This is a genomic window from Acidovorax sp. 100 (genome assembly GCF_003688355.1).
In the GTDB taxonomy this organism is placed as follows: domain Bacteria; phylum Pseudomonadota; class Gammaproteobacteria; order Burkholderiales; family Burkholderiaceae_C; genus Acidovorax; species Acidovorax delafieldii.
The window spans coordinates 2,553,447-2,570,244 of sequence record NZ_REFD01000001.1; the positions used below are offsets into that span (position 1 = coordinate 2,553,447).

Annotated in this window: 24 protein-coding genes; 9 read left to right on the forward strand and 15 right to left on the reverse strand. The window is 64.5% G+C overall.

Going from position 1 to position 16,798, the window contains the following annotated elements; translation table 11 throughout:
* Positions 1-378: 378 nt before the first annotated feature.
* Positions 379-873, forward strand: a complete 495-nt coding sequence (locus tag C8C96_RS11765; RefSeq protein ID WP_056747050.1) for a DUF2242 domain-containing protein — start codon at positions 379-381, stop codon at positions 871-873.
* A 61-nt stretch (positions 874-934) separates the two neighbouring features.
* On the opposite strand, the gene C8C96_RS11770 is transcribed toward C8C96_RS11765, so the two are convergent.
* Positions 935-1,480 carry an alpha/beta hydrolase gene (locus C8C96_RS11770; protein WP_121942427.1) on the reverse strand — a complete coding sequence of 182 codons (546 nt, stop codon included), beginning with the start codon at positions 1,478-1,480 and terminating at the stop codon, positions 935-937.
* Positions 1,481-1,619: 139 nt separating this feature from the next.
* Between C8C96_RS11770 and C8C96_RS11775 the strand changes: the two genes are divergently transcribed.
* Positions 1,620-2,057, forward strand: a complete 438-nt coding sequence (locus tag C8C96_RS11775; protein WP_056064760.1) for an Lrp/AsnC family transcriptional regulator — start codon at positions 1,620-1,622, stop codon at positions 2,055-2,057.
* A gap of 48 nt (positions 2,058-2,105) precedes the next feature.
* On the opposite strand, the gene C8C96_RS11780 is transcribed toward C8C96_RS11775, so the two are convergent.
* A complete protein-coding gene (locus C8C96_RS11780; RefSeq protein ID WP_121942428.1) occupies positions 2,106-2,675 on the reverse strand; it encodes a dihydrofolate reductase family protein in 570 nt (189 codons plus the stop codon).
* Between the two features lie 125 nt (positions 2,676-2,800).
* The gene (locus tag C8C96_RS11785; protein ID WP_121942429.1) at positions 2,801-3,439 is read right to left on the reverse strand and encodes a TetR/AcrR family transcriptional regulator; all 639 of its coding nucleotides are present in this window, start codon (positions 3,437-3,439) and stop codon (positions 2,801-2,803) included.
* Positions 3,440-3,532: 93 nt separating this feature from the next.
* Here C8C96_RS11785 and C8C96_RS11790 point away from each other — a divergent pair, with 93 nt between their 5' ends.
* The gene (locus tag C8C96_RS11790; protein ID WP_121943987.1) at positions 3,533-4,558 is read left to right on the forward strand and encodes a saccharopine dehydrogenase NADP-binding domain-containing protein; all 1,026 of its coding nucleotides are present in this window, start codon (positions 3,533-3,535) and stop codon (positions 4,556-4,558) included.
* A 13-nt stretch (positions 4,559-4,571) separates the two neighbouring features.
* Here C8C96_RS11790 and C8C96_RS11795 read toward each other — a convergent pair whose 3' ends face one another.
* Entirely contained in the window at positions 4,572-5,462 is an 891-nt protein-coding gene (locus C8C96_RS11795; RefSeq protein WP_056064749.1) for a LysR family transcriptional regulator, read from the reverse strand.
* Positions 5,463-5,594: 132 nt separating this feature from the next.
* Here C8C96_RS11795 and gstA point away from each other — a divergent pair, with 132 nt between their 5' ends.
* Together gstA and C8C96_RS11805 are read left to right on the forward strand one after the other, a co-directional pair.
* Positions 5,595-6,203 carry a glutathione transferase GstA gene (gene gstA, locus C8C96_RS11800; protein ID WP_121942430.1) on the forward strand — a complete coding sequence of 203 codons (609 nt, stop codon included), beginning with the start codon at positions 5,595-5,597 and terminating at the stop codon, positions 6,201-6,203.
* The gene (locus C8C96_RS11805) at positions 6,203-6,913 is read left to right on the forward strand and encodes a glutathione S-transferase family protein (protein ID WP_121942431.1); all 711 of its coding nucleotides are present in this window, start codon (positions 6,203-6,205) and stop codon (positions 6,911-6,913) included. Before gstA ends, C8C96_RS11805 begins: the two co-directional genes overlap by 1 nt.
* Positions 6,914-6,932: 19 nt before the next feature.
* On the opposite strand, the gene C8C96_RS11810 is transcribed toward C8C96_RS11805, so the two are convergent.
* The gene (locus C8C96_RS11810) at positions 6,933-7,469 is read right to left on the reverse strand and encodes a pseudouridine synthase (RefSeq protein ID WP_099730742.1); all 537 of its coding nucleotides are present in this window, start codon (positions 7,467-7,469) and stop codon (positions 6,933-6,935) included.
* A gap of 88 nt (positions 7,470-7,557) precedes the next feature.
* Positions 7,558-8,499 (reverse strand): M23 family metallopeptidase, encoded by a 942-nt coding sequence (locus C8C96_RS11815; RefSeq protein WP_121943988.1) that lies wholly within the window; start codon positions 8,497-8,499, stop codon positions 7,558-7,560.
* Positions 8,500-8,673: 174 nt separating this feature from the next.
* On the opposite strand from C8C96_RS11815, the gene C8C96_RS11820 reads away from it, so the two are divergent.
* The gene (locus tag C8C96_RS11820; protein ID WP_121942432.1) at positions 8,674-9,936 is read left to right on the forward strand and encodes a phosphatidylserine/phosphatidylglycerophosphate/cardiolipin synthase family protein; all 1,263 of its coding nucleotides are present in this window, start codon (positions 8,674-8,676) and stop codon (positions 9,934-9,936) included.
* A gap of 152 nt (positions 9,937-10,088) precedes the next feature.
* Here C8C96_RS11820 and C8C96_RS11825 read toward each other — a convergent pair whose 3' ends face one another.
* Positions 10,089-10,337, reverse strand: a complete 249-nt coding sequence (locus tag C8C96_RS11825; protein ID WP_056064732.1) for a hypothetical protein — start codon at positions 10,335-10,337, stop codon at positions 10,089-10,091.
* 353 nt (positions 10,338-10,690) lie between these two features.
* On the opposite strand from C8C96_RS11825, the gene C8C96_RS11830 reads away from it, so the two are divergent.
* A complete protein-coding gene (locus C8C96_RS11830; protein ID WP_199170829.1) occupies positions 10,691-11,476 on the forward strand; it encodes a transporter substrate-binding domain-containing protein in 786 nt (261 codons plus the stop codon).
* Positions 11,477-11,518: 42 nt separating this feature from the next.
* Here the strand turns inward: C8C96_RS11830 and C8C96_RS11835 are convergent, their stop codons facing one another.
* From C8C96_RS11835 to C8C96_RS11845, 4 genes are all read right to left on the reverse strand, one after another.
* On the reverse strand, positions 11,519-11,992 hold the full coding sequence (locus tag C8C96_RS11835; RefSeq protein WP_121942433.1) for an SRPBCC family protein: 474 nt from the start codon (positions 11,990-11,992) through the stop codon (positions 11,519-11,521).
* Positions 11,993-12,159: 167 nt separating this feature from the next.
* Positions 12,160-12,477 (reverse strand): DUF2322 family protein, encoded by a 318-nt coding sequence (locus C8C96_RS11840; protein ID WP_015014991.1) that lies wholly within the window; start codon positions 12,475-12,477, stop codon positions 12,160-12,162.
* 153 nt (positions 12,478-12,630) lie between these two features.
* Positions 12,631-12,759 carry a hypothetical protein gene (locus tag C8C96_RS25290; RefSeq protein ID WP_255424928.1) on the reverse strand — a complete coding sequence of 43 codons (129 nt, stop codon included), beginning with the start codon at positions 12,757-12,759 and terminating at the stop codon, positions 12,631-12,633.
* Between the two features lie 444 nt (positions 12,760-13,203).
* A complete protein-coding gene (locus tag C8C96_RS11845; RefSeq protein ID WP_233584224.1) occupies positions 13,204-13,641 on the reverse strand; it encodes a helix-turn-helix domain-containing protein in 438 nt (145 codons plus the stop codon).
* Positions 13,642-13,821: 180 nt separating this feature from the next.
* Here C8C96_RS11845 and C8C96_RS11850 point away from each other — a divergent pair, with 180 nt between their 5' ends.
* Complete coding sequence (locus C8C96_RS11850) at positions 13,822-14,259, forward strand: hypothetical protein (protein ID WP_233584225.1); 438 nt, start codon at positions 13,822-13,824, stop codon at positions 14,257-14,259.
* On the opposite strand, the gene C8C96_RS11855 is transcribed toward C8C96_RS11850, so the two are convergent.
* Positions 14,256-14,558 (reverse strand): helix-turn-helix domain-containing protein, encoded by a 303-nt coding sequence (locus C8C96_RS11855; protein ID WP_199737468.1) that lies wholly within the window; start codon positions 14,556-14,558, stop codon positions 14,256-14,258. The genes C8C96_RS11850 and C8C96_RS11855 overlap by 4 nt on opposite strands.
* 114 nt (positions 14,559-14,672) lie before the next feature.
* Here C8C96_RS11855 and C8C96_RS11860 point away from each other — a divergent pair, with 114 nt between their 5' ends.
* Positions 14,673-15,125 (forward strand): HAD domain-containing protein, encoded by a 453-nt coding sequence (locus C8C96_RS11860; RefSeq protein WP_121942436.1) that lies wholly within the window; start codon positions 14,673-14,675, stop codon positions 15,123-15,125.
* A gap of 642 nt (positions 15,126-15,767) precedes the next feature.
* Here the strand turns inward: C8C96_RS11860 and C8C96_RS11865 are convergent.
* The 3 genes from C8C96_RS11865 to C8C96_RS11875 all read right to left on the reverse strand — a co-directional run bounded on the left by C8C96_RS11865 (position 15,768) and on the right by C8C96_RS11875 (position 16,795).
* Positions 15,768-16,175, reverse strand: coding sequence for a hypothetical protein (locus C8C96_RS11865; protein WP_233584227.1), 408 nt, complete (start codon positions 16,173-16,175; stop codon positions 15,768-15,770).
* 63 nt (positions 16,176-16,238) lie between these two features.
* Complete coding sequence (locus tag C8C96_RS11870) at positions 16,239-16,460, reverse strand: hypothetical protein (protein WP_121942437.1); 222 nt, start codon at positions 16,458-16,460, stop codon at positions 16,239-16,241.
* 26 nt (positions 16,461-16,486) lie between these two features.
* Entirely contained in the window at positions 16,487-16,795 is a 309-nt protein-coding gene (locus C8C96_RS11875) for a hypothetical protein (protein ID WP_121942438.1), read from the reverse strand.
* Positions 16,796-16,798 lie beyond the last annotated feature (3 nt).

Sequence of the window (16,798 nt, forward strand, 5' to 3'; positions counted from 1 at the left end):
GCGGTGTGCTGCGTGGTGACGGTGACACAACAAGGGCTGGTATGGGGGCATGCGCCTGCCGCCGCCCAGCGTAGCACCTGGCGGGCCACAGGTCTGCTTTGCTTCAAGGTGAGACCACGCCGTGGTGTGTATGGCTTGAAGAATCTGGGGAACCGGGAACGGTTACTGCCGTCAGACACCACAGGCGCTGTGACAATGGGGTGCATTGTCCAATGCGCTCGCGTCGCGTTTGCTTCGCGCTTGTTATCGTCGGCGATAGCCGCCCACCCCCAAGGAGTCCCGGTTTTGCGTTTCCCCTGGTCCACAGAATCCCATGCCCCCCAACCAGCGCCCCTGCGCGCCGCTGCAGTGGCTCTGGCCTGTGGCGCGACTTTGGTCATGGCGGGCTGTGCCGGCACAGGGGCCAAGACGTTTGGCGTGCAGGAGAACTTTGGCTCGGTCGCCACGTACTCGCGCCTGTTCGATGCCACGCCGGCCCAGACGTGTGAAGCCTCGCGCCGCGCGCTGCTCAGCCAGGGCTACGTCATCTCGTCCAGCGCGGCCGACCTGGTGGAAGGCAAGAAGAGCTTCCAGCCCGAGCCCGAGTCGCACCTGCAGATGGTGGTGCGCGTGGTGTGTGTGCCCGAGGCCAACGACGGCAAGGTCAGCCTGGGCTTTGTGACGGCCACCCAGGACACCTACGCATTGCGCAAGACCAACAACTCGGCCAGCGTGGGTGTGGGCGCCATCGGCTCGGTGTCGCTGCCGTTCTCATCCAGCAGCGAGTCCCTGGTCAAGGTGGGCAGCGAGACCATTGCCAAGGACACCTTCTACGACAGCTTTTTTGATCTGGTCAAACGCTACCTGGTCATTGACCAGGCGCTGGCGGACTGAGCGGCCGGGGGCGTGCCCGGCTTTTCGCTCGTCTCTCGGCCCACTTCCCGCTGGTGCCTCATCAGGCGGCGCGCCAGCGTTGTACCCAGGCCCATCCTTCGGGCCAGTCGCCCAGGCCGCTGTCGGCATTGATATGCCCCTTGGCCCCCAGGTCCACCTGCTGGGCACCCCAGGCGGCCGCGCAATGGGCCGAGAAGGATGCAGTGGAATACGGATCGTCGCTGCTGCTCACCAGCATGGTCTGCCGCGCGGGCTGACCCGGGGCGGTCAGCGCCGCAGGCACGGGCGTGAAGCCTTTGGCATCCGGTGGAAAGTCGGGCCCGTCGGGGTCTGGCACGGCCACCAGCATCAGGGCATGCACAGCGGTCAACGCGCTGGCAGCCCACCGCGCCAGTGCCAGGCAACCCAGGCTGTGGGCCACCAGGATGGGAGGCTGGCCTGCTGCGGTGATGGCCGCGTCAATGGCATGCACCCAGGCGTCGCATTGCGGGTGTGCCCAATCGGCCTGCTCCACCCGCACCACGCCCGTGTGCTGGGTTTGCCACAATGATTGCCAGTGGCGGGGGCCAGAATTGTAGATGCCGGGAACAAGCAAAACAGGTCTCATCGTCAAAATTCCTTCAGATCAAAAAGGCAGTGGTGTCACTGCCTGCCAACGATAGGTGCAGCGCCTGTGGATGGGCAGGGGGCATCATCGGAAAGTGGCCCTCCAAACCTTGAAGTCATCGCAAAGGGAGCATTGCACCGTGGAGCTGGACAAAAAAGACCGACAGATCCTCATGGCCCTGCAGGCCGACGCTCGCCAGAGCCTGTCTGCCTTGGGCAAGCAGATCGGTCTGTCGCAGCCTGCGATGAGCGAGCGCGTCAAGAAACTCGAAGACGCCGGTGTGATCGTGGGCTACCAGGCCCGCATCGACCTGGCTGCCGCTGGCCTGGGCTTGCAGGCCGTGGTGCGGGTGCGCACCACGCACGAACACATTCAGCGCTACGTGCAGCTGTTTCAGACCATGCCCGAGGTGCTGGACGCCGTGCGCGTGACGGGAGAGGACTGCTTTGTGGTGCGCTGCGCATTTGGACAGCCGGCAGACCTGGAGCGCGTGGTGGATGCCCTGGCGGCGTTTGGCAGCGTGTCTACCGCCTTGGTGCTGTCGCACCCCGTGAGCAAGATGGTGCCGCTGGCATGACGCGGCGGGTCAGCAGAACCCGCGGCTGACCCGCGCGGGCTAGTCTGCTTAACGGGTGACCAGGTACCGCAGCTCCGCAAAAATGCCGCCCAGCGTGGTCACTGACTTGAGCTGCAGGGTGGGTTGCATGATCTGGCGCGGCAACAGCGGCGTGCCTGCGCCCAGCGTGACGGGGGCGATCTGCACGATCAGCTCGTCCAGCAGGCCCGCGTCGTAAAACTGCCCCACCAGGTCACCCCCACCCACGACCCACACATTGCGCCCCGCTGCAGCCTGCACCATGGCCTGGTGCACGGGCCGCACATCGCCACGCACAAAGCGCACATCCGCGCCTGCAATGCCGCGCAGCGTGCGTGCACTGAACACCCAGGTCGGCGGCGTGTAAGGCCAGGGCTGGCCCGCATCGATGGCATGTTTCAGCATCCATTCGTAGGTGTGCGATCCCATCGCCAGCGCACCCACGTCGCGGATGAACGCGGGGTAGCTGGAGCCCTCGATCTCGCCAAATTCCAGCAGCCAGGCGAGGTCGTGGTCGGGCGTGGCGAGGAAACCGTCGAGGCTGGATGCGCCGTAGAACTGGGTCTTGCCGGGGCGGGGGTGGTTGCCTAGTGGGGGCATGGTGGGGCTCCTCTCTGAGGGTGGGCAGGTGCGCGTGCCCGGTGCAGGTGCAGCGGGCACGGTGGGGCACGTCACTGTAGAGAAGGGCTGCTGACAACGGCCTGGCAGCAGATGTCATGCCGGGGTTAGCCCGGGCTGCGGGCACCGGCCTGCAAGGCCTGCACAGCAGCTACCAGCACGCCGGTGGCTTCTTCGGCGCTGAGCAGTCCGGCGCTCACGAATGCGCCGTTCACCACCACCGCAAGCTGGGCGGCCAGCTGCTCCGGGTGGGGGGCCTTCAACCGCACCGCGATGTCGTGCAGGCGGCCCCGCAACGCCTGCATGTGCCGCCGCGCCACGTGCCGTGCAGGGTGGTCCTGCTCGGCGAACTCGGCGGCCACGTTGATCTGGGGGCAGCCCCGGTAGTTGGAGCGGGCTAGGCGCTCGCCAATCCAGCGCATGTGGGCCTCCAGCTCCCCGGCGGGGTCATCGGCGAACTGGGCCGCCACGCTGTCCCATTGGTCCCAGAACTCGACGTCTTCCCGCTCCAGGAAGGCCACGATGAGGTCGTCCTTGGTGGGGAAGTAGCGGTACAGGCTGGTCTTGGCCACGGCGGCTTCCAGCACGACCAGGTCCACGCCCACGGCGCGCACCCCGCGTTCGTAGAACAGCCGGGACGCGGTGTCGAGGATGCGGCTGCGGACATCGGCGGCGGGCTCGGCCACAGCGGACGGGCCGATGGTGGGGGAGAGGTCTCTGGTGGAACGGGAATTTGTGGAGCGCATGCTTGACATGATACAGACCTGTCTGTAATCTTCAAAAAACAGACAGGTCTGTATCGTTAAATTTCAACCACCCACTCAACGCAAAGGATGACCATGAACCCGCAACAACACCGCCCCATCGCCGTTTACGGCGCCACCGGCCACACCGGCCAATTTGTCGTGCAGGAGGCACAGCGCCGCGGGCTGCCCGTGGTGGCCGTGGGGCGCAGCGCCGCCCGGCTGGACGAGGTGTTTGCCCCTGGCGTGACCCGGCGCATCGCCGATCTGGCCGACCCCACCAGCCTGGAACAGGCGTTTGCCGGCTGCGCCGTGGTCATCAACTGCGCGGGCCCCTTTCTCGACACGGCTGCCCCGGTGGCGCATGCCGCGCTGCGGGCAGGCTGCCACTACATCGATGTGACGGCCGAGCAGGCGAGTGCGCAGGCCAGCCTGGCCGATTTCGATGCTCCGGCCCGCGCTGCGGGCAAGGTGGTGATTCCGGCCGCCGCCTTCTATGGCGGTCTGGCCGACCTGCTGGCCAGCGCGCTGGCCAGGGCCGGCACCATCGACGAGATCACTGTGGCGATAGGGCTGGACCGCTGGTGGCCCACCGCCGGCACGCGCAAGACGGGTGAGCGCAACACCGTGCCGCGCCAGGTGGTGGCCCACGGGCGCCTGGTGCCGCTGGTGCCTTCCGAGCACGTGCCGGACTGGGCGTTTGCCGCGCCCCTGGGCAGCCAGGCCATGGTGGAGATCCCGTTCAGCGAGGTCATCACCATCGCCCACCACCTGCCGGTGGGCCACCTCCGCTCGCTGCTCAACCGCTCGGCGCTGCAGGACATCCGCGACACCGGCACGCCGCCGCCCACGGCCACGGACGACAGCGGACGCTCTGCGCAGCGCTTCGAGCTCATGGTGCAGCTGGTGCAGGGTGGCCAGACCCGCATCGCCGGCGTGCGCGGGCAGGATATCTATGCCGTGACGGCGCCCATCGTGGTCGAGGTGGCCCAGCGCCTGCTGGCGCCTGCGTACGCACACAGCGGCGCGCTGGCCGTGGCGCAGGCGGTAGAACCGGTGGACATGCTGCGCGCGTTGCACGGCACGGCGCTGGAGGTGTTCGGGGACGCCTTGCCCGGCTGATGCCCAGGGGCGCTCAGGGCAGCTGCACCGTCTCCGCCAGATGCCCGTACACCGCTGCAATGCGCCGCAGGTGCCGCGACTCCGGGTGGGTCAGCAGCCACAGCTCGGTCTCGCCGTCGGCCAGCGCGCCCGTGAGCGGGCGCAGGTCGCTGCGGCCCTGGGCCAGAAAGAGGGGCAGCACCCCCACGCCCATGCCCAGGGCCACCAGTTCCATCACGGTGAGCAGGCTGTTGACGCGGTAGGTGGGCTGCGCCCTGGGGTATTGCTTCTTGCGCCAGCGCACCGAGGGGTGGTCGGGCAGGGCGTCGTCGGGCGCAATCCAGGCGGCGCGGCCCGCCTCCACATCCGACAGGGCCAGGGTGCTGGCGGTGCCTGCGTAGAGGGCCGAGCGGATCATGCCCAGCTGCCGCCCCACCAGGTGCTGTGGCGGGCGCTTGGTCGCGCGCACGGCGATGTCGGTGTCGCGCCGCGTCAGGCTCACCAGCTCGTTGCCGGCGTGCAGCTCGTACACCAGGGCCGGGTGCCGGGGCTGCAGCATCTGCAGGGCCGGGGCGATGAGGCCGTGCAGGATGGTGTCGGTGGTGGAGATGCGCACCGTGCCCGACACCTGCTCTGGCTGCGCCTGTGCGGCAGAGCGCGCGGCCTCCAGGGCGGCTTCCACCCGCTCGGCCTGTTCGGCCAATGCCTGGGCCAGTTCCGAGGGACGGTAGCCGGCGCGCGACCGGTCGAAAAGCGACTGGCCCAGCCCCCGTTCGATGCGCTGGATGGCGCGGAACACCGTGGACGCATCCACACCCAGCCGCTCACCGGCGGCCGCCAGGGTGCCGGTGCGCACCATGGCCAGCAGCACTTCCAGCTCGGCCGCGCCCAGTTGGTATTGCGCTGATGCAACGGTTGATTTCATGGATGCTTATTTTGTTTGCGTTGTTGCAAGCATAGATTCTGCCTGTCGCCGGGCCTTGCCGTGTACCGATGGGTGTCTGTGGCTGCCAAGGGGCGACATATTCCAACCGTATTTACAGAAAGCCCCGTTCCCATGAAGCTCTACTACGCCCCCGGTGCCTGCTCGCTCGCCGTCCACATTGCCCTGCGCGAGGTCGGCGTTGCTTTCGATCTGGTCAAGGTGGACCTGGTGCGCCACACCACCGAGACCGGCGCCAACTATCTCGACATCTCCCCGCGCGGCTATGTGCCCCTGCTGGAGCTGGCCGACCAGTCGCGCCACACCGAAGCAGCGGCGCTGCTGCAGTACGTGGCCGACCTGGACCCGGCGCGCGCACTCATCGGCCAGCCCGGCTCCAGCGAGCGTCTGGCCGTGCTGGAATGGCTCACCTTCGTCAGCACCGAACTGCATAAGGGCTTCAGCCCCTGGCTGTGGCACAAGGAGACGGCCGACTCCACGCGCCAGGCCGTCAAGGCCAAGCTGGCCGTGCGTTTTGCCGAGATGGATACCGTCCTGTCGCGCAGCGATTTTCTGGCGGGCGGCTACAGCGTGGCCGATACGTATGGCTTCACCATCGTCAACTGGTCCCATCTGCTGGGCATCCCGCTCACTGCCTACCCGCACCTGCAGGCCTGGATGGCACGCGTGGCGGCCCGCCCGCAGGTGCAGGCTGCGCTGCGGGCTGAGGGGTTGTTGTCGTGATGGCCCAGACCACAGCGCCCGCTGCGCTCACTCTGGTCTCGCACGCGCTGTGCCCCTATGTGCAGCGCGTGGCCATCGTGCTGCACGAAAAGGGCCTGGCGTTCGAGCGCCGCACCATCGACCTGGCCCGCAAGCCCGACTGGTTCCTGGCCCTCTCGCCGCTGGGCAAGACCCCGGTCCTGCAGGTGCGCGGCCAGAGCCTGTTCGAATCGGCCGTGATCTGCGAATACCTGGACGAGGTGGCCATGCCCGTGCTGCACCCGCCAGATCCGCTGCAGCGCGCACGCCACCGGGCGTGGATGGAGTTTGGCTCTGCGGTGCTGAACACCATCGGCGCCTTCTACGCCGCAGCGGATGAGGCCACGCTGCAGGCCCGCGCGCAGGACCTGCGCAGCCGTTTCGAGCAGATCGAAGAGGCCCTGGGCCAGCGCAGCGTGCCGGGGCCGTACTTTGCCGGGCCGAACTTTGGCATGGTGGATGCGGTGTTTGGCCCCGTGTTCCGGTACTTCGACGTCATCGACACCTTGCCGGGCACGGATGAACTGGGGCTCTGGCAAGGCTTGCCGCTGGTGCATCAGTGGCGCGCCGCGCTGGCGGCACGCCCTTCGGTGCAGCAGGCCGTGGGTGCGGACTATGCCGAGGGCTTGCGGGCCTTTTTGCGCGCGCGTGGTTCAGCGCTGTCGCGGCGCATGCAGGCGGTGGCCGCGTAGACCCCGCACGCCTGCCGGCTCAATCCGCCCAGGTGCCCGGCGCCAGCCCGTCCAGCGTGTACGGCCCGATGGCCGCGCGGATGAGCCGCAGCGTGGGGTGGCCCACGGCGGCCGTCATGCGGCGCACCTGGCGGTTGCGGCCTTCGCGGATGATGAGTTCGATCCAGGTGGTGGGGATGGCCTTGCGCTCGCGAATGGGCGGGGTGCGGTCCCACACCGCAGGGGCGGGCTCCAGCAGCCGTGCGCGGGCGGGCAGGGTGGGGCCGTCGTTCAGCACCACGCCGCTGCGCAGCGCGGCCAGCGCGGCCTCATTGGGGATGCCCTCCACCTGCACCCAGTAGGTCTTCTCCATCTTGAAGCGCGGGTCGGCAATGCGGGCCTGTTGCTTGCCGTCGTTGGTCAGCAGCAGCAGCCCTTCGCTGTCGGCGTCCAGCCGCCCGGCCACGTACACGCCGGGCAGGTCGATGTAGTCCTTCAGCCCCTGCCACTTGCCCTCGGGCGTGAACTGGCTCAGCACGCCGTAGGGTTTGTTGAAACGGATCAGGCGCGAGGTCATGGGGCTGGTTTCAAGCAAAAAGGGCCGGATGCGCCAGTGCAATATGCGCTGGGTGCTATCAAATGCATAGTAATGAAGCCCTGCGCCATCACGCCGGCACGAACAGCGCCGGGTCCACCATGGTGCGGTTCAGCATCACGCCCCAGTGCAGGTGCGGGCCGGTCACGCGGCCAGTGGCGCCCACCTTGCAAAACGCGTCGCCCGCCTGCAGCACATCGCCCACACGCACCTCCATGCTGCTCAGGTGGCAGTACATGGTGAGCAGGCCCTGGCCGTGGTCCAGCCACACCGTGCCACCGTTGAAGAAGTAGTCGCCCACGTCAATCACCCGGCCCGGCAGCGGCGCCACGATGGGCGTGCCCGTGGCGGCGGCAATGTCCATGCCGCTGTGCGGATTGCGCGGCTGGCCGTTGAACACGCGGCGCAGCCCGAACGAGCTGGACCGCCGCCCCGGCACGGGCACACGCATGCGCAGCGATGCCAGCGACACGCCGGCGGGCTGCTCGGTGAAGGTGGCCATCACCTGCGCCTGGTGGTCGCGCTCGCGCTCGTAGCGGGCCTGGTCCTCGGGCGAGAGGTCCACCGTGCGCGGCGACACCTTCAGGTGCTGCTCCTTGTATTGCTTGGGGGCCACGCTGTAGTGCACCAGGCGCGGGCTGCCGCCGCCCTCGGGCAGCACGCTGATGAAGGCATCGCCCGGCGCTGCCGCCAGCGGTATGCCCACGATGGCCGTCCACTCAATGGCATCGCCCACCACCCGCAGCGGCACATCCACCTCGCCCTGGCGCACCTGCGCCACCGGCCGCGTGGCCGCCGGGCCCAGCGACAGCCGTGCCACACCCCCCGGCACCTGCAGCGCCTGGGGCCACACCGTGGGTGCGGGTGGCACAGGCTTGGCATGCAAAGGGGCCACCAGGGCAGGCTGCACGAGCAGGCCTGCCGTGCCGATCAAGGCGCTGCGGCGGGTGATGGAGGGGGCGGGGCGGGCGGGAGCAGGGCGGGCAGATTCAGACACGGCAGAGAAAGGCATGAACAAAAACAAAGTGGCTGCGCGAGGGGCTGGTGCGCGCGCAAAGCGCCCCGCTGTCGCGGCCGACAAGGGCGATTGTGCCCCCGGTGTTGGCGGCGTCCGCCTACATCGCGCCTGCATGTCGGCACCTACCATCGCGCCATGCCACCCGCAGCCCCTCGCCGCCGTTCCACCATGCTCACTGTCTTGCTCACGGCCCTGGCCACGGGGGCCCTTGTCCTGTTGGCACTCAACTTCACGGCAGGCGAGAAAAAGGTGCAGCAGCAGCTGCCACGCCTGTACAGCACCGCCCACCCGCAGTTCGAGCGCGCCCTGGGCAGCCTGCTGGGCCCGGGCATCGTGGGCGGCAATGCGGTGACCGAGCTGCTCAACGGCGACCAGATCTTTCCGCCCATGCTCGCCGCGATCCAGGCCGCGCAAAAAAGCGTCACCTTCGAAACCTACATCTACTGGTCGGGCGACATCGGCAAGCAGTTTGCCGACGCCCTGAGCGAGCGCGCCCGCGCCGGTGTGCCCGTGCATGTGCTGCTCGACTGGGTGGGCAGCGCCAAGATGGAAGAGAGCTACCTGGCCGAGATGAAAGCGGCCGGGGTGTTGATTGAAAAATTCCACAAACCGCACTGGTACAACCTGGCGCGCCTGAACAACCGCACCCACCGCAAGCTGCTGGTGGTGGACGGGCAGGTGGGCTTTACCGGCGGCGTGGGCATTGCCCCGGCATGGACGGGCAATGCGCAAGACCCTGAGCACTGGCGCGACTCGCACTACCTGGTGCGCGGCCCCGCCGTGGCGCAGATGCAGGCCACGTTTCTGGACAACTGGCTCAAGGTCACCGGCAAGGTGCTGCACGGCGAGGCGTACTTTCCGGCCATTGCACCGGCGGGTGGGCAGAAGGCGCAGATGTTCTCCAGCTCGCCATCGAGTGGCAGCGAGAGCATGCAGCTCATGTACCACCTGGCCATCACAGCGGCCGAGCGCAGCATCGACCTGTCGGTGGCGTACTTTGTGCCCGACGACCTGACCCGCAAGCTGCTGATGGATGCGCTGGCACGCGGCGTGCGCGTGCGCCTCGTCACCCCCGGCGAGCACACCGATACCGAAACGGTGAAGGCCGCATCCCGCGCCACCTGGGGCGAGCTGCTGCAGGCCGGGGCCGAGATTTATGAATACGGGCCCACCATGTACCACTGCAAGGTCATGATCGTGGACCAGCTGCTGGTGTCGGTGGGCTCCACCAATTTTGACAACCGCTCGTTCCGCCTGAACGACGAGGCCAACCTGAACGTGTATGACGCCGCGTTTGCGCAGCGCCAGACACAGGTGTTTGAAGACGACATCCGGCGGTCACGCCGCGTGACCTATGAGGCCTGGCAGGACCGCCCGCTGCGCGAGAAAGTACACGAGACCTTGACCGGCTGGATGCGGTCGCAGCTGTGACGATGTTTGAATGAAATCAGCCGCTGGCGCCAGTGAACAATGCGCCAGGCGCTATCAAAAGTGTAGTTTCCGGTAGTGAATGCGCGGCGGCGGTTGCGGTGCGCCGCCGGAGCAGTTTTTGCCCTGGCGGGCATCTCCGCCGTGCTTATGGATCAGTGCGTCACGAACTCGTAGGTCACGGCTTCGCTGTCCACCATGTCGAGGATGTCGTCCAGCACGTCTTCGTCTTCGGTACTGGCCCACAGGTCTTCGGGGTCTGTGGCAAACAGGGGTTCGATCGCGATGTCCATGAACTTGCCATCGGGCAGCTTGATGACCGGCGTGCCCTCAGAGGTATCGACCAGCTCCCAGTTGTCGGGCACGGTCATTTCGAGCTGGATGGTGACGTTGAGTTTTTTCATGGCGAATCCTTGTTGCAGAACCGGTCAGGGTAACCCAGTTTGGTGCCAGATGGATGTCTGGCGCCGAACGGATATGCCTAATGCGCTATAAAAATTAGAGCATCCGAAGGATTCTCCACTGCAGGCGCTCATGCCTGCGCCGGGCGAACTCCGTGCTCTCGCGTCTGGCATGGGCTTTGCGTCATGCAGGGCGCAACGTGTCGCGATGCAGACCGTGGGCCGCCGATATGCCCTTGTACTGCGCGCCGTTTGCTGTAACGTGTCTGGCCCAAGCCCCTGTGCGTCCGCATTCGCTGCGGGCCACGGAAATGCCTGTTCTTGTCCCATCTTCTGACCTACTGGAGAACCTGCCCATGATCATCAAGAAAACCCTGGCCCTTGCCGCAGCCGCCGCCGTGGTCGCCAGCCTCGCCTTCAGCCCGGCTGCGCAGGCAGGCCCTCGGCTCGACAAGATCATGGAGGCCAAGGTCATCCGCGTGGGCACGCCCGGCGACTACCGCCCGTTTGCCATCAAGACCGACGCGGGCTACAGCGGCCACGACATCGATGTGATCGAAACCATGGCCAAGGAGCTGGGCGTGAAGATCGAATACGTGCCCACCACCTGGCCCAACCTGGTGAAGGACCTGCAGGGCGACAAGTTCGATGTGGCCGTGGGCGGCATCACCCGCAACGTCAACCGCATGCGCATTTTTGACATGCTGCCCGGCTACGCCCCGTTCGGCAAAGTGGCCCTGGTGCGCGCGGCCGACAAGGCCAAATACACCAGCGTGGACGCCATGAACCAGCCCACCGTGCGCGTCATCAAGAACCCCGGCGGCACCAACGAGACCTATGTGCTGGCCAACCTCAAGGCCGCCCAGGTCAGCACGCACGACAAGAACGCCGAGATCCCCGCGCTGATCGCCGAGGGCAAGGGCGACGTGATGATCACCGAAACCTATGAAGCCCTGCACTACGCCAAGGCCGACCCGCGCCTGCACGCCGCGTTTGTGGACGCACCGCTCACGCCCAAGAACTACCTGGGCTTCATGCTGCCCACCGACGACGCCGACTACGTGCGCGTGATGGGCTTTGTGTGGGGCCTGGTGGACAGCCGGGGCACCATCAAGCAGGCCGCTGACAAGTGGTTGAAGTGACCCGGTTGATGTAACCAGGGCCGAGGTCTGCGCGCGCGTACGTTACTCGCCCGGAATCTCCGGCTCCACCAGCAGCGCCAGCAGCTGCAGCGACTCCTGCCAGCCCAGGGTGCACATCTCGGTCGGGATCACCGCCGGGATGCTCGCCTGCACGATGGACACCTCGGTGCCCATCATCACCTTTTTGAGCTCGATGGTGGTGCGCATCTCGCCGGGCAGGTTCGGGTCGTCAAACCGGTCGGTGTGCACGATGCGCTCGCCCGGCACCAGCTCCACATATTCGCCGCCAAACGCGTGCGTGCCGCCACTGCTCAGGTTGGTGAACTGCATGCGGTAGCTGCCGCCCACGCGCGCATCCAGGCTCAGCACCCGGCCGGTAAAGCCATGGGGTGGCAGCCATTTGCACATGGCATCGGCATCCAGAAACGCGCGGTAGATGCGCTCGGCCGGGGCGCGCAGCACGCGGTGCAGGGTGACGGTGCCGGTAGCGGCTGCGGAGGGGTTGGGGGTCGTCATGCAGGGTCTCCTTGCGGGAATCGGGGTGGATGGATGACAGCGTGCGCCCCAATACCATTGCGGTCAATGGCCTGGGGTGTCAACGCGTTCACACCTCTACGACGAACGGGCCGGTGCGTTTTCGACAACCGGCCTTTTGCATCACCACATTTTTTTGTGGCGCCGGCTCAGGCGGCGATGGTGCGCACCGCAAAGCGCTCGCTGCCCTGCGCCCAGGCCAGCAGCCGGTCGATGTTGGGGTGCTTGCCCGGAAAGGCGCGCGCATCCGCCACATGCTCCGCATACCACTCCAGCCCCAGGCTGGCGGCTGCAGGCGTGATCTGCCCGCCATACAGCGCCGCCAGTGCGGCATACACCACCAGCGACCCGGTCTGGCCGGGCTTGTTCTCGATGGTGGCCTGCACCTGGCCGTCCGCGCCCAGCAGTTGCAGGGCGGCGAGGTGGCTGGCGGAGGGGAGTTGCTTCAGGCGGTCTGCGAAGTTCATGGCGGTCAAATTCAAGTGAAATGGGCTGCAAGCGCTAGAAAATCATGCGCGAGCAGCTATAAAAAAGTGAGTGACGGAATCAGCGGGGCGGAATCTTAAGGGATGCGCGAAGGAGTCAAGACTTTGAACAGGCTCTGACTTTTGAACACACGCTCACGCCTGCCACACCCCAAACCCGGCCGAGCGCAGGTCGATGCCGATCTCGATCTCCCGGTCCACGGCCTCCTCGTAGGTCATGGGGTTGAAGCCAGCATTACACGCGATTTTTTCGAAAATGGACAACTAGATTCACTTTGAAATCAAGCACCGCTGTCGATATCGTCGTACATTTTTTTGCAGAATTGATGGACAAAGGTTCCATCATTTGTCCATTTTTCTTCATTTCTGTGCAAACCGAACCCACAGTGGGTAGTGGGTCAATTTCAGACGGAAATCAACGGTTAGCTGGCTGGGTTAGCGCAGTCAACTGCCTCTCCAGAGCATCGGGTGCGGGCGCTGAGCGCCCATCTAGAGGCTCGTGTCCCGCAGATTCCCATCCTCGCGACATTCGCGCCCAAACTGTTTGTGTTGATTGACCTGTCAGATATTTGGGGAACGACACACGCATCGGGATCGCGAACTTGATGCGTTTCTGAATTTCCTTCAGCCTTGGTTTCGCGGAGAAGACTTTGCGGGTATTCCCCGGCTCCAACTCGACCTTCCTGTACGAGCGATCAGCAAGCGCTGCTACCAGAGCCCCCGCTTGCTAACTTGGGTGAGTGCAGTGGACAGGGCCATCAGCCTTTGCGCTTCAGCCTGAACGTCGGTCGTGGTAAGCACTGGCGGCATCGGAATACTGGCTACTTCATGGGTACGCCTGAGCACCTGTTCCACCAAGCTGGTTCGCGGAACAAACACGTAGCGCACTTCGCAATCCAGTCCATGGGCCAGGCGCGCAAGGGTGTTTAGCGTAATGTTCCCGCTCGCCTCGGCCTGCTCCAGTTTGCGGGCCCCTTGCGCAGTCACGCCCAAACGCTCTCCCAGTGCTTGGGAACTCATGCCCAGCGCCAGTCGAACGGTCTTTGTCCAACCGCTCCTGGGCGTGGCAGTTGGCTGCAGCTTCGCGAATTCGCAGAACTGTCTGTCAAGTTCGGCCAAGCGGGTGAGATTCAGGCGGTTTTTCAAGATGAAACGATCTGAGGCAACAGGCTGGTTGCCTCCTCAAGCGCAATAGGGCAACCGGATTGTTTCCATTCATAGGAGTGCGTGCCCCGAACACAGAAATGGCATCCCTGCTCCGCTATCTTCGCACGCCACGGTCTGAAACGGGACCAATTAGTCTCATATTAACTTGGATGAAGAATGATGCTGCGTTTGGAAAAAGCAACTCTCGGAAAATTTGGAGCGCAGGACATGATGGGCCTGATCACGTCTACGGGATGGGAAGCAATCCTGCCGGATGCACTGGACGACAAACAACTGCTACTGGTGTCAGACCAATTCAGAGATCTTTTGTCTGGCGCTGGTTGGAACGGAGATCAAGACCCCACTGGAGCTGCCTTGCCCCTTGCACTGCTGCTCCTGTCCAAGGCGGGCGCCAAACGTTCTGGCGACAGTCTGGAGGTTGGCTTGGAGACTCTCCGGGAGGTACTTTGCTTGCTTAGCACCGCTGTTGATCGGGAGATCGTTAACCGGATGCTGCAGCGACAGGATGCCACCCCGATTGGTACTGAGCTGATGCGGGGTCTCCAAATACTGGTTCAACATGCTAGGGAGCAAGCTGATTCGGCTTGCCACGCCTAATCGGACACCATGCCCTTGACGTCCGTTTTGATGGTTTTGAGGAGTTCGTTGACCGAGGCCCCATCCAGATCCGGGCAGTACGCGGCTACGATCAGCGTCAACGGATGAATCTGCATCTGCTCGGCCAGCACTTCTATGGTGCGGATGCTGGGCACCTGATGACCCTGCTCTATGCGACTGATGTGGCGGCGGCTGGTGGCGAGCAACATGTCTTCCTGAACCAGCCCCCGAGCAGCGCGCAGTTGTTGGAGCGCCCGACCAAAGTCGGCTTGGGGTGGGGCACGCTTTCGGGTGGACATCCACCCGATTTCCGTCCAATGGGACCAAAAAGACCACGACCAACTAGTCTCATTAGCAGGCAACTACCTTGAAAAAATTCGCCTCTGTTGGAAATCTGTTCATGAGGCCAGCGCATGCCCATCCTGTTTCTTGATTTTGATGGGGTTATGCACCCTGAGCATTGCCATGAGTCGAAGCACTTCTGCTGCCTGCCCATTCTGGAGGATGCGCTGCGGCGAGTGCCCGAGTGCAAACTGGTAATCACAAGCACCTGGCGTTTGGAGAACTCTCTCGCAGCTCTGCGAAGCAGGTTTTCACGAGATATAGCCGCTAGAGTCGAAGGTGTCACACCCATGTTCAGCGAACTGAAACAGGTGCCGGATACTTTGGTCAACTATCCAAGGGAGGCGGAGTGCCATGCGTGGCGGTGGGCCAATGGTGTCCCACATTTACCGTGGCTGGCTGTCGATGACCGATCTTGGAATTACCGTCCCTTCTGCAGTTCACTGCTCCTGGTACATGGCGCTACAGGACTTACCGGTGCCAATGGGGCGCAGTTAGTAACACGTCTCCAACAACTTCTTTGAGGCCCACTCAACCCGCTTGTTGTGTGTCACCAGAAAGGAATGGCGCGGGAATGGAGGCCGGGGCCACGTAATTGGTTGGCACTGCAGAGCGCAGGAAGTCTTCCAAGACTCTCCCAGTGGGCATCTCCCGCGAAAAAATCACGATCTGAACCGCCTACATGGTCCGCCCAAGGAGAACATGAACCGGCCCGGCTTAGTCGAGCTGTTAGCCCCAGTGCGTGCCCAGAGGTCGGCTCTAGCGGAGTAGTAGTCATTAGTCGCTTGGTGTGAGTGACAGCAAGCGCTGCGTAGCCGTCGCGTGGTGTGCAATTGTTTAAAACGTTCGCTACGACGGCTAGCAAAGGTGTGGAAGAGTGCCTTTACGCCATGTCATCCTCAAGGAAAAAGACATATCCTGTGGAGAACTGCCCCCTTCGGCAGATCCTTGTCGGCTGCAGCCCGCAGCGCCAATATCTGGGCAGGAGTGAGAGGCCCATCGTCGGGTTCGTAGGCCTTTTGAGCGGCAGTGTCTAACCGGTCTCGCAGATCTTCATGCAAAGCAGGCTCTGCAGCATTGATGCGGCTATCGGATGATGGGTTTGCCATAGCGATCCAATCAATCAATGAAGCCAGTGGGGTATTTGATGTGATCCCGCCCTACGTCTAACTGCCATCGGGGGCTGGCGAGAGCATTGAGGCATCAGGTTGCCCAGCCTCATCACCCACAGTCCACTGAAGCTCATCCACCACCCTGCGCATGATCCACACGCACTGCGCATCGGTGCACCATCGCTTGGCCAGCAGCCCCTTCAACGCCGCCTTCACTGTCGCCTCCTGGTTGCCTTCGTAGGTGGCAAGTTTTCTCTGGCAGTACGGCACCATCTGCGAGACCAGATCGTCACACATCTGGAACGCCGCCATGACCTCGCCCGGCGAGGTTCCCGGGGCATAGAACTTCCCACCTTCCTCAACCAGGTTCATCTTCGGCTGGGCACCCGCAACGGCAGAAGGTACGGCAGTCACCGGAAAGTCTTCCGGCACCCCGGGATAGTTGGCACGGTCCATCGACATATCGACTCCTTGCTGGCTGATGCACCATACAACCGCAAGCCGGTACATTGCAATCGGATTGCTTCAAAACGGCGCAGGCGACTCCACCAGCACCACAGGCCCCGGCCCCGCATACAGCACTTCACCGGAGTGTTTTACCGTCACCCGCCAGATCTCCCCCTCCTGCGTGACCGCATACGCCTCAGCCTCCAGCGGCAGCACGGTCTCCGTCGGGAACACACCACCGGCTCCGCCCGGTGGCGTGCACATCAAGGTCGGGTAACTCCAGTGCGCGTTGATCGGCATGGCGTGTCCTCACTGGAGCCACACCCTCACACCAGCCGCACTTCAAAGTACGCCCCATCTCCCTCGCCCAGATCCCGGAACCCCGCCTGCTTGGCTGCCGCACTGGCCTTGCCCCAGGCCTTGAGCAATGTGAGATCGCCAGGAGACACCACCTCGGGCGGCGACTCTTCCAGGCTGTGCATGGTGTCCAGGGCGGCGGCCACCTGTTCGGGGCCGCCGAGTTGCTTTTCGAGGGCTTGGGCATACCGGGTTTCTGCAGCAATGCGCTCCTTGGCCGGGATCTCTTCGGGGTAGTCGCATAGGGTGACGACATAGGTGGATTCGATGACTTGCATGGC